Below are 11,186 nucleotides of genomic sequence, written 5' to 3'. Positions count from 1 at the left end.
TCATGTTGACGTGCCTGCCAGGCGTTCTCAGCAAGGATGATGTGGCGGATTTCCGCCGCATCATGGACGCCAGCGAATGGGAGGATGGCCGGTCCACCGCCGGCGCGCAGTCGGCGATGGTCAAGCGCAACGAGCAATTGCCGCCCGATAGCGAAGTCGCGCGAAAACTCGGCAACCGCATCATCTCGGCGCTGACATCGAACCCGCGCTTCATCGCGGCGGCTATACCGCTCCAGATCTTCCCGCCGCTGTTCAACCGCTATGCGGCGGATAGCGGCCACCATTTCGGCCTGCATGTCGACAATGCGATCCGCGGCGACCGTCTGACCGGCCTTCGCATCCGCACGGACCTCTCGGTGACGCTGTTCCTCGCCGAGCCGGAAGAGTACGACGGTGGCGAACTTGTGATCGAGGACACTTACGGCTCGCACGAAGTCAAGTTGCCAGCCGGCGACTGCGTGCTCTACCCCTCGACCAGCCTCCACCTCGTCACGCCGGTGACCAGGGGAACACGGGTTGCGTCTTTCTTCTGGCTTCAGAGCATGATACGGGACGATCAAGCCCGGAGCATGATCTTCGACCTCGACACCGCGATTCAGGCGCTGGTGGACCGGCTCGGGCGTGACGATCCCGAAACGGTCAAATTGACGGGTATCTATCACAACCTCATTCGCTACTGGGCCGAAGTATGAAGACCATGACCTTCCAAGCAAGCCTTGCCGCAGCCTTGATGCTGGCGGCCGCCTGGCTCGCATCCCCCGTTTCCGCCCAGACACAACCCCCCTCGGCACCGGCGCAGTCGACGGCTCAGCCGGCCCCGGTCGCTCCGGCTCCGGCGGCGCCCGCGGCGACCACGCCTGCGGTCCCGGCGCCTTCGGCTTCGACGGCAGCCACCCCGGTTGCTCCGACGGCGCCCTCCGCGGCCGCCGTTTCGACCACCGCCAAGCCTGATGCCGCGGCTGGCATCGCGCCGGCGATGAAGGAATTGTCGCCCTGGGTGATGTTCATGTCGGCGGACGTCATCGTGAAGGCGGTGATGATCGGGCTCGCCTTCGCATCGCTGATGACCTGGACCGTCTTCATCGCCAAGTCGATCGAGCTGTCGGTCGCATCCTCCAAGCTTCGTTCGGCGCTGAAGAAGGTTGCGGAGACGCGCTCCCTCGCCGAAGCGCAGATGGCGCTCGGAGCCAAGGAGGGTATCCTGCCGTCGTTCCTGACGGCGGCCCTGCGCGAGGCGCGGATGTCGGCCGGCCTGTCCAGCGACGCCGGCATCAAGGAGCGCGCAGCCTCCAGCTTTTCCGAGATCGTGCGCGCCGAGGCGCGGCGGATCCGCATCGGCATGGGCGTGCTTGCGACCATCGGCTCGACCTCGCCCTTCGTCGGCCTGTTCGGCACGGTCTGGGGCATCATGAACAGCTTCATCGGCATCTCGAAGTCGCAGACCACGAACCTCGCCGTCGTCGCGCCCGGCATCGCCGAAGCGCTGCTCGCCACGGCGATCGGCCTCGTCGCCGCCATTCCCGCCGTCATCATCTACAATCACTTCTCGCGCGTGACGAAGGGCTATCTCGAGCTCGTCAGCCGCGCCTCGGGTGCGGCGGCGCGGCTGCTCTCGCGCGATCTCGACCGCAGCCACGGCAGCGTGCATTCGCGCGCAGCGGAGTGAGCCATGGGCGTTTCGCTCGCAGACAACGACGGCGACGACGACGATTTCTCGGAAACGCATGACATCAACGTCACGCCGTTCATCGACGTCATCCTGGTGCTGCTGATCATCTTCATGGTCGCAGCGCCGCTCTCCACGGTCGACCTGCCGATCGATTTGCCGACGTCGAGCGCGACGCCGCAGAAGAAGCCGGACAAGCCGACCTATCTCAGCATCAAGCCCGATCTGACGCTTGCCCTCGGGGAGAACCCCGTTCACCGGGCCGAGCTGATCGGGACGCTCGACGGACTGTCCGACATGAGCAAGGACAAGTACGTCTTCCTGCGCGCCGATCGTTCGGTGCCGTACGGGGAGTTGATGGGCGTCATGGAGCTCCTGCGCTCAGGCGGCTATACGCGGGTGAAACTGGTGGCGCTGGAAGGCGCACCGGGAGCGCCTGCGGCAGGCACCGCTCAGCCTTAGAGGCCCGCTATGTCGGACGAACACAGACCATCCCGGAAGCTCTGGATCCTGGCGGCGGTGGCCGCGCTCGTGCTCCATCTGGGCGGTGCTGCGCTCGCGCTGGCTCATTTGCGTGCTGACGACGACGGCGATGGCCTCGGTGCGAACGGTGCGGAATTCGCCGTGGAGATGGCATCGCCCAAGGCGCCCGAAACCGATCTGCCGCCCGGGCCCGACAGCGAAGCGATGCAGGAGCAGCAGGCGCTTCCCGAGCAAAAGGCCGAGACCAAGGAGACGGAGCTTCCGAAGGACCAGTCGCAGCAGGTCGAGGATCCCGATCGCGTCGTGACCGAGAACAACGCGAAGAAGCCGACGGAAGACGATCCGAAGATTCAGGCGGTCGAAACGCCGGCCGCCGAGGCCTCGCCGAAATCGGTTGCGACGGCACGGCAGACGCTCGAGGAGGACGCGCGCGAGGCCGAGAAGGCGCTGGCGCCCGTCATCGGCATCGGCAAGGACATCCTGAAGCTGACCGCCGACTGGAACCGCAAGATCAGCGCGCATTTGTCGCTGCACAAGATCAATCCGGAAGGCAAGCAGCCCAATAACCAGAAGGTCAAGGTGAGCTTCGCGATCAACCGGAAGGGCAACGTGCTGTCGGTGGATGTCGTGGAGTCATCCGGGGATTCAGCCTACGACGCGGCCGCGGTCTCGATTGTCCGCAAGTCCGATCCGATCCCGCAGCCGCCTGCCGGGCTGACCGAGGATCGGTTCGAGCGGACCGTCGATATCATCTTCACGCCGGCCGACGCGAAAAAGAAGAAGACGGCTCAGCGCCAGTAGAGCCGGATCCCGACATAGACGACGACGAGGCAGGCGAAGATCAGCGCCACCGGGAGCGGCCGTTTCTGGGTTCCAGCTGCCGCGCCAGCCCCGAAAAAGCTGGTCGTCTTTGGCTTCGGCGCCGGGCGGCGGAAAGCGGTAACATTGTCCGCCGCTGCTTCAGGCGGGCGAGGGCGGACGTCGGGTGCCGTTCCCGCGCCACCCATCTCGGCATAATAGGCCTTGTAGATCGCACCGATGGTCGCCTCGGTGGCCTCGCCCTCGCTCATCTGCGCCAGCAGGTTCTGGTAGCTCGCCAGAAACTCCTGGGCCTCCGGTGGGAGCGCGGACGCCCCATTGAGCTTGGCCATCATCTTCCAGGTGGCAAAATCGGCGCGGGCGCGGGTGTCCGCGCGTCGCGCGATCAGCATATCGGCAGCTTTGACCAAGTCGGCCTCTGGCCCTTCGGCTTAAAGTTCGGGTGCGGTTGTTCAACTACGCATTGCCGGTCAGGAACAGAACAGCCTGAATCACATAACCGGTCAACGTTCGCAGTATTGCTGAAATAACATCAAGATTTAGACCGAACTGGGAACCTGCAAGGGGCAGCAGGATCAACAGGCCGATCAGGATCAGCATCCCGAATGGCTCGAGCCGGGCCAGTGGCATGGCGAGCGGGCGCGGCAACAGCCCGACCGCAACGCGCCCGCCATCGAGCGGCGGGATCGGCATCATGTTGAAGACCGCGAGGATGGCGTTGATGATGAGCGCATTCTTGAGGTTGTCGGCGACCCATTTCGCCGAGCTTGCGGGGACAAGGGGCAGGGCGTGGAAGGCGAGGGCCACTGCAAGCGCCAGCAGGATGTTGGTGACAGGCCCCGCCAATGCCACCCAGACCATGTCCAGTTTGGGGTTGTTCAGCTTGCGGAAGTTGACCGGCACCGGCTTGGCATAGCCGAACAGGAACGGCGAGTGCGCGAACAGCAGCATCGCCGGTAGGATCAGGGTGCCGAACGGGTCAATATGCCTGATGGGGTTGAAGCTGACGCGGCCGAGCTGTGCGGCTGTGTTGTCGCCAAGCCGGTCGGCGACGAAGGCGTGCGCGGCCTCGTGGAAGGTGATGGCAAGCACCAGCGGCAGCACCCAGACGGAAAGGTCATAAAAGGAAATGTTCACGGCTCGTCCGTCCTGGTTTGCCTGCGCGCTTCGCAAAGCAGGCCGTATAGGGCCACAATCCTTCACGATCTAGCGTTATATGGCGCCCAATTCCGAAATTGCCCGTTGCAAATGATCTGCAAGGAGGGCGCCTGCGGTCGACAGGTCGTTCGCGCGGTGGAGGCGGATCTCCGCCGCCGGCAACGGCGGCATGCCGTCACGATCGGACAGCGCACGAAGGCTCGGCGGCAAGGTCCCGGCCTTTACCACCGTCACTGCGAGACCTTGAGCCGCGATCGTCTCGACCGCAGCGAGCGTCCGGCTGACATAGGCGAGACGCCAGGGCAGGTCCGCGGCGTCGAGCGCTTCCGCAGCCCACTGGCGAAACAGACAGCCCGGCGGGTAGAGCGCCATGGGAAGGGGACACTGCGCCGCTGTCCGATAGGATGGGGCGGCGGCCCAGACCGCCTGTTCGCGCCTCAATAACTCGCCATCGCCGCATCCTTGTGGATGCATGGCGATGACGAGGTCGTAGGCCTCGCCGAGCCGCGCCGGCATCGTCGCGGTCAATCCCGTCTCGATCTCGACCCTGACCAGTGGATGGTGCCTGGCAAAGCTCGCCAGCAGGGGCGGAATGACGATGGTGCCGTAATCGTCCATCACGCCGAGACGGACGACGGCGTCGGCCTTGCGTGCGCGGAGCGCCCCGACGGCCTCCGCGTTGAGTGCGAGAATGCGCCGCGCATAAGCGCGCAACTCTTCGCCCGTCGCGGTCGGCACGACCCCAGCCCTGGTGCGCTGAAACAGCTTGGTGCCAAGCCGCTCCTCCAGCCGCCTGATCTGGACGCTCACCGCCGATTGCGTGCGATTGAGCACATCGGCCGCGCGCGTGAACGAACGATGCTCGTCGACCGCGAGAAACGCCTTCAGCAGCTCGGGATCGAGATCGGGTGCGCTCATGACGAAAACTTATCCCAGCATCACGGAAATTCCATTCCCTGTTTCGGCGTGCCTCGTATGCTGCCTTCGAAGTATCGACGGGAGGAAGCGTGGGCGAAATCTCCGGCGTTCTGGCCGCCATGCTGTCGAGCGGTCTTGGCGGCACCTCGATCGGCGCCACGCGCTATCTCGTGAGCAACCTCGACCCGCTGGCGATCGGTTCGTTCCGCTTCGGCATCGGCTTTCTCCTGCTGTTACCACTGACGCTGCTGCGCGCAGATCGCTGGCCACTGCGAGGGGACTGGGCCGCCGCAATCGGGCTCGGCATGCTGTTCTTCGTTTTGTTTCCGATCCTGTTCAATGCATCGTTGATCTTCACGACTGCCGCGCGCGGGGCGCTCGCCTTATCCACGCTGCCGCTGTTATCCCTCGTGATCGGCGCCGCGCTCGGTGCCGAAGCGCTGACCTGGCGCAAATCGATCGGCGTGGTGATTGCGACATTGGGTGTTGCTGTAGCGCTTCTCTCCGACCTGACCTCGGCACCGCCGGGCGCCTGGCGCGGTGATCTCCTGATGATGGCGGCCGCACTGTGCATGGCACTGTATGGTATCTGGTCGAAGCCACTGATCCGGCGCTCCAGCCCGATCGCCTTCACCACCATGAGCATGGCGGCGGGCGCTGCCTGCCTCATCCTGCTCTCTTGGATCCGCGGTAGCTTTGCGCCGGTCGCGGGCTTCGGCGCGCCGCAATGGCTGGCGGCTCTCTATCTCGGTGCATTCGGCGCGGCGCTGACCTTCTATCTCTGGGCTTTCGCGCTGGAGCGGACGACGCCGACGCGTGTCGCGATCTCGGTGACGGTCAACCCGATCACGGCGTCGCTGGTCGGCGCTTGGCTGCTGAACGAGCCGTTGCGCTGGAATCTGGCGGCCGGCATCGTCGCGGTGTTTGGCGGGATCTGGATCGCGACGACAACGGGCCGGCGGGCGCCGGCGGCAAGCGCGTCTGCGTCAGGCCAAGCCTGACATCACGCCGGGATCGTTCCCGGATATTGCACCAGGCCGTCGTCGAGCTTCAGCCAGATCGGCTTCTCCGAGACCCAGATGTGCTCGGTCGGCGCGAAGGCATTGCGATCATCGAACACGGAGAGGGCGACGCCCGCGAGCGTGCCGTTGCGCCGCCAGGCGAACAGGCGGGTGCCGCAGCGTTTGCAGAACACGCGGTCGATCGCCTCGGACGATGCATAGCGCTCGGTCTCGCCTTCGACGCTCAGCGCGCGCTGGTCGAACTGCGCGCGGGCGAAGAAGGGCGAGCCCATCGCCTTCTGACAGTTGCGGCAATGGCAGACGCGAACGTTGAGCGGCTCGCCCTCCGCCTTGAACCGGACCGCGCCGCACAGGCATCCGCCTTCCCGGATCATGCTGCCCTCAATAGGTTGCGCGTCCGCCCGAGATGTCGAACACCGCGCCGGTCGAGAAGGCGCAGTCCTCGGACGCGAGCCAGGCCACCATCGCGGCGAGCTCTTCGACCAGCACGAAGCGCCCCTTCGGGATCTTCGACAGCATGAAGTCGATATGCTGCTGCGTCATCTGGTCGAAGATCGCGGTCTTGGCCGCGGCCGGCGTCACCGCGTTGACGAGGATGTCATGCGCGGCGAGCTCCTTGCCGAGCGACTTTGTCAGCGCGATCAGGCCGGCCTTGGACGCCGAATAGTGCGAGGCGTTCGGGTTGCCTTCCTTGCCGGCGATCGAGGCGATGTTCACGATGCGCCCGTATTTCTGCTTGAGCATCGCGGGCACGATGGCCTTGCAGACGATGAAGGGACCGTCGAGGTTGATGCGCAGCACCTTGCGCCATTCATCGAGGTCGGTTTCCCAGACCGGCTTGTTGACGCCGGCGATGCCGGCATTGTTGACGAGGATGTCGATCTTGCCGAACGCGGCGAGCGTCGCATCGCGCGCCTGCTCGACGGCCGCGGTGTCGGTGACATCGACCTTGAAGACCTTGGTCTTGCCGCCGATCTCTTTCGCCGTCTTCTCGGCCAGCGCGGAGTCAAAATCCCAGATCGCGACCTTGGCGCCGGAGGCGGTGAGGCGCTCGGTGATGGCGCGGCCAAAGCCCTGCGCGCCGCCGGTGACGATGGCGACGCGGCCGTTGAGGTCGATCTTGTTCATGCCGGGTGCCTCTGGGATCAGAGCATGTAGCCGCCGTCGACGACGAGGTCGACGCCGGTGGTGAAGGCGCTCTCGTCGCTGCCGAGATAGACCGCCATGGATGCGATCTCGTCGGCGGTGCCGAGCCGGCCCATCTTCTGGCGGGAGATGAACATCTCCTTGCCTTGCGGTCCCTGCGCGGCGGCGCGGTCGAGCATCGAGGGCGTCTCGACGGTGCCGGGGCAGATCGAGTTGCAGCGGATGCCCTTGGTGATGAAATCGAGCGCGACCGCACGCGATAGCAGCGACACTGCCGCCTTCGACGAGCTGTAGACGTAGCGGTTCGCCGGCGGCCTCAAGGCCGCGCAGGAGGAGATGTTGACGATGCTGCCGCCGCCGCCCGCGATCATGTCGGGCAGGAAGGCCCTGATGGTCCGGTGCATCGATTTGACGTTGAGGTCGAACGAGAAATCGAAATCCTCTTCCGAGCATTCCAGGATGGTGCCGTGATGCACGAAGCCGGCCGCGTTGAGCAGGATGTCGATTTTGCCGATACGCTTGGCGAAGGCGTTGACGTCGGCGGTGTTGCGGACGTCGAGCTTTGCGACCTCGGCGATGCCTTCCTTGGTCAGGCCGGCGATGCCGGCTTCATTGATGTCGGTGGCGATGACGGTTGCGCCTTCACGCGCGAATGCGAGGGCGCATGCGCGCCCGATGCCGGCGGCCGCAGCCGTGACGACGGCGCGTTTGCCCTTGAGGCGGTCTGCCATTTTCTTGTTCTCCTCGATTTCTTCATTGCCGTGACGCCGTAGCCCGGATGGAGCGCCAGCGTAATCCGGGATCCTGCGTTCGCGGATGGTGAACCCGGATTTCGCTACGCTCCATCCGGGCTACGGGTGCCCAGTTCAGTGATTATCCCGCGCCACACCAAACGTGCCGGCGACGTTCTGGTAGCGTGTGGCGAGTTCCATGCAGGCGCCGGTCGATTGCTGGCCGACAGTGTTGCGATAGATCTCCTGCCACGGCGTCTGGTTCTGCGGATGCTTGAAGCCGCCATTGGCCTTGAGCTCGGCGTGACGCTTCTTCAGCTCCTCGTCCGAGATCAGGATGTTGGCGCTGCCCTTGTTGAGGTCGACGCGGACCTTGTCGCCGGTCTTGAGGACCGCAAGCCCGCCATTGGCGGCAGCTTCCGGCGAGGCGTTCAGGATCGAGGGCGAGCCCGAGGTGCCGGACTGGCGGCCGTCGCCGATGCAGGGCAGGGACAGGATACCGCGTTTGATCAGCGCTGCCGGGGGCTGCATGTTCACGACCTCGGCTCCACCAGGATAGCCGATCGGCCCGGTGCCGCGGATGAACAACACGCAGTGCTCGTCGATATCGAGCGAGGCGTCGTCGATCCGCTCGTGATAGTCCTCCGGACCCTCGAACACGATGGCGCGGCCCTCGAATGCGTTGGGGTCTTTCGGATTGCTGAGATAGCGATCGCGGAATTCCTTGGAGATCACTGAGGTCTTCATGATCGCGGAATCGAACAGATTGCCCTTCAGCACCAGGAAGCCGGCGTCCTTCACCAGCGGCTTGTCGTAAGCCCAGATCACGTCGTTGTCGGGGACCGGCGCGTCCTTGCAGTTCTCGCCGATGCCGCGGCCGTTGACGGTGACGGCGTCCTCATGGATGCGCTTGTGCTTCATCAACTCGCGCACCACCGCAGGTACGCCGCCGGCACGGTGGAATTCCTCGCCGAGATAGAAGCCGGCCGGCTGCATGTTGACCAGGAGCGGCACGTCGTGGCCGACCTTCTGCCAGTCCTCGATGGTGAGCTCGACGCCGATGTGGCGGGCCAGCGCGTTGATGTGGATCGGCGCGTTGGTCGAGCCGCCGATCGCCGAATTGATCACGATGCAGTTCTCGAACGCCTTGCGGGTCAGGATGTCCGAGGGCTTGAGGTCTTCCCAGACCATCTCGACGGCGCGCTTGCCGGTTTCGTAGGCGATCTGGCCGCGCTCGCGGTAGGGGGCGGGGATCGCCGCGCACCCCGGCAGCGAGAAGCCGAGCGCTTCGGCAAGACCGTTCATGGTCGAGGCGGTGCCCATGGTGTTGCAATGGCCGACCGAGGGTGCCGACGAGGCCACGATCTCCATGAACTCTTCATAGTCGATCTCGCCCGCGGCGAGCCGCTCGCGCGACTTCCAGACGATGGTGCCCGAGCCGGTGCGTTCGCCGGCATGCCAGCCGTTGAGCATCGGGCCGCCCGACAGCACGATCGCGGGCAGGTTGACGGTCGCAGCCGCCATCATGCAGGCCGGCGTGGTCTTGTCGCAGCCGGTGGTGAGCACGACGCCGTCGAGCGGATAGCCGTAGAGGATCTCGACCAGGCCGAGATAGGCGAGGTTGCGGTCGAGCGCGGCGGTCGGGCGCTTGCCGGTCTCCTGGATCGGATGGGTCGGGAATTCCATCGCGATGCCGCCGGCCTCGCGGATGCCCTCGCGGACGCGGTGGGCCAGCTCGATATGGTGGCGGTTGCAGGGAGAGAGGTCGTTGCCGGTCTGGGCGATGCCGATGATCGGCTTGCCGGATTGCAGCTCGGCACGGGTGAGGCCGTAATTGAGGTAGCGCTCCATGTAGAGCGCCGTCATGCCCGGATTATGCGGGTTGTTGAACCATTCCTGGGAGCGAAGGTGGCGTCGGGAGCCGTTGCCGGCGGGCGCATGCCCATTGGTCGGTTTTTTTGTCATTGGTTTCTCCTGCAATGCAAACGCACTGGCGTCCGTCCTAGGGTGTCGGCTTGTGCGATGCCCAACGGCGCGAATGACGGATCGCTGGCCCGCTGGCGGGTCGTTTCCTCACAAATGCGATACTAGTCATGGCTACTTGGTAACGCTACCATTTTGTTCGCCGTGCCCACGCCCGAGACAGTCGGCCGGCTGTCTGAATGGCGCGGCGACGAGCTTTGCCGCTCGATCACCCGGAAGCCGAGATCGAGCACCGGCTGCTCCGGGCGCCGTCCGTCGATCGCCTCGATCAGCATGGTGGCGGCCGTTTTGCCCATCTCGTAGCGGTTGGTGCGCACGCTGGTAAGGGTGGGGACGGCGGAGGCCATGAATTCGAGGTCGTTGAAGCCGACGATCGCGATCTGCTCGGGGACAGCGATCTCCCGGCGCCGGCATTCGAACAGCACGCCGAGCGCAAGGTCGTCATTGGCACAGAACACCGCATCGAGATTCGGCTCGCGCGCCAGGAGATCGGTGAACAGGGCGCCGCCCAGCGTCACGGAGGTCGGTGTCGCCGTGGTGACGACGAGGCGCTGCTCGAACAGTGCGGCATCCTTCATCGCCGAGACATATCCGTCCAGCCGCCGCTGCACCCGCGGGTCCATGCGCGCACCGACGAAGCCGATCTTGCGGCGGCCCTGCTCGAACAGGTGCGCAACCGCTGCGCGGGCTGCATCATAGTGCGAAAAGCCGATCATCATGTCGACCGGGTCGGGGCCGATCTCCATGATCTGCACGATCGGGCAATCGGCGGCCTCCAGCATGGCGCGCGATTCCGTGGTCTGGTCGATGCCGGTGACGATCAGCCCGGCCGGCTTCTGCGCCAGAAACAGTCGCAGCAGCTTCTCTTCCTGGAGGATGCTGTAGCGCGTGTTGGACAGCTGGATCGAGTAACGGCTGCCTTCGGACGCGTCGTAGATGCCGCGCAGCACGTCCGAGAACACGTTGTTGGTGAGGGAGGGGATCAAGACACCGATCACCTCGGTGCGTTGCGAGGCCAGCGCGCGGGCCGCAAGGTTCGGCACATAGCCGAGCTCCTTGGCGGCGCTCTCGACCCGTGTCCGCTTGGCAACCGAGAGGGCCTCCGGATTACGGAAGAAGCGGGACGCCGTAATCGGGCTGACGCCGGCAAGCTCGGCGACTTCCGCCAGCCGGATCTTGCCTGACTTGGTGCGTTTTCGACCCATTTGCTGCTCTTAACACAGTCAGTCCCGCAAACAAAGGAACGTTGACAGCGCTACC

At 65.1% G+C, this 11,186-nt stretch carries 13 protein-coding genes; 5 read left to right on the top strand and 8 right to left on the bottom strand.

Annotation, left to right across the window (positions count from 1 at the left end):
• Window positions 1–2: 2 nt before the first annotated feature.
• Genes GGD61_RS32440 through GGD61_RS32425 form a run of 4 tightly spaced genes read left to right on the top strand, consistent with a single transcriptional unit; the run spans window position 3 to window position 2,950 of the window.
• Window positions 3–692: a Fe2+-dependent dioxygenase gene (locus GGD61_RS32440; protein ID WP_018319819.1), complete on the top strand. Its 690-nt coding sequence runs from the start codon at window positions 3–5 to the stop codon at window positions 690–692.
• Window positions 689–1,666, top strand: a complete 978-nt coding sequence (exbB, locus tag GGD61_RS32435; protein WP_092252588.1) for a tonB-system energizer ExbB — start codon at window positions 689–691, stop codon at window positions 1,664–1,666. Before GGD61_RS32440 ends, exbB begins: the two co-directional genes overlap by 4 nt.
• A 3-nt stretch (window positions 1,667–1,669) precedes the next feature.
• On the top strand, window positions 1,670–2,128 hold the full coding sequence (gene exbD / locus GGD61_RS32430) for a TonB system transport protein ExbD (protein WP_092252590.1): 459 nt from the start codon (window positions 1,670–1,672) through the stop codon (window positions 2,126–2,128).
• A gap of 9 nt (window positions 2,129–2,137) precedes the next feature.
• A complete protein-coding gene (locus GGD61_RS32425) occupies window positions 2,138–2,950 on the top strand; it encodes an energy transducer TonB (RefSeq protein WP_028145170.1) in 813 nt (270 codons plus the stop codon).
• Here GGD61_RS32425 and GGD61_RS32420 read toward each other — a convergent pair.
• The 3 genes from GGD61_RS32420 to GGD61_RS32410 all read right to left on the bottom strand — a co-directional run bounded on the left by GGD61_RS32420 (window position 2,938) and on the right by GGD61_RS32410 (window position 5,044).
• Entirely contained in the window at window positions 2,938–3,360 is a 423-nt protein-coding gene (locus GGD61_RS32420) for a hypothetical protein (protein WP_092253054.1), read from the bottom strand. The two genes, GGD61_RS32425 and GGD61_RS32420, sit on opposite strands and share 13 nt — an antisense overlap.
• 64 nt (window positions 3,361–3,424) lie before the next feature.
• Window positions 3,425–4,105 (bottom strand): site-2 protease family protein, encoded by a 681-nt coding sequence (locus tag GGD61_RS32415; RefSeq protein WP_092252592.1) that lies wholly within the window; start codon window positions 4,103–4,105, stop codon window positions 3,425–3,427.
• Between the two features lie 75 nt (window positions 4,106–4,180).
• Window positions 4,181–5,044: a LysR family transcriptional regulator gene (locus GGD61_RS32410; RefSeq protein ID WP_092252594.1), complete on the bottom strand. Its 864-nt coding sequence runs from the start codon at window positions 5,042–5,044 to the stop codon at window positions 4,181–4,183.
• Window positions 5,045–5,133: 89 nt separating this feature from the next.
• Between GGD61_RS32410 and GGD61_RS32405 the strand changes: the two genes are divergently transcribed.
• Window positions 5,134–6,045: a DMT family transporter gene (locus GGD61_RS32405; RefSeq protein WP_183231873.1), complete on the top strand. Its 912-nt coding sequence runs from the start codon at window positions 5,134–5,136 to the stop codon at window positions 6,043–6,045.
• A 2-nt stretch (window positions 6,046–6,047) separates the two neighbouring features.
• Here GGD61_RS32405 and GGD61_RS32400 read toward each other — a convergent pair whose 3' ends face one another.
• From GGD61_RS32400 to GGD61_RS32380, 5 genes are all read right to left on the bottom strand, one after another.
• Window positions 6,048–6,440, bottom strand: a complete 393-nt coding sequence (locus GGD61_RS32400) for a GFA family protein (protein WP_092252598.1) — start codon at window positions 6,438–6,440, stop codon at window positions 6,048–6,050.
• 7 nt (window positions 6,441–6,447) lie between these two features.
• Window positions 6,448–7,194, bottom strand: coding sequence for an SDR family NAD(P)-dependent oxidoreductase (locus GGD61_RS32395; protein ID WP_092252600.1), 747 nt, complete (start codon window positions 7,192–7,194; stop codon window positions 6,448–6,450).
• 17 nt (window positions 7,195–7,211) lie between these two features.
• Complete coding sequence (locus GGD61_RS32390; RefSeq protein WP_018319829.1) at window positions 7,212–7,943, bottom strand: SDR family oxidoreductase; 732 nt, start codon at window positions 7,941–7,943, stop codon at window positions 7,212–7,214.
• 135 nt (window positions 7,944–8,078) lie between these two features.
• The gene (locus GGD61_RS32385) at window positions 8,079–9,908 is read right to left on the bottom strand and encodes an IlvD/Edd family dehydratase (protein WP_018319830.1); all 1,830 of its coding nucleotides are present in this window, start codon (window positions 9,906–9,908) and stop codon (window positions 8,079–8,081) included.
• A gap of 122 nt (window positions 9,909–10,030) precedes the next feature.
• The gene (locus tag GGD61_RS32380) at window positions 10,031–11,131 is read right to left on the bottom strand and encodes a LacI family DNA-binding transcriptional regulator (protein ID WP_092252602.1); all 1,101 of its coding nucleotides are present in this window, start codon (window positions 11,129–11,131) and stop codon (window positions 10,031–10,033) included.
• Window positions 11,132–11,186 lie beyond the last annotated feature (55 nt).

This window comes from Bradyrhizobium sp. SBR1B, assembly GCF_014198205.1.
Classification (GTDB): Bacteria; Pseudomonadota; Alphaproteobacteria; order Rhizobiales; family Xanthobacteraceae; genus Bradyrhizobium.
Note: the sequence above shows the minus strand (reverse complement) of the source record. Positions and strands in the feature narration are given on the sequence as shown.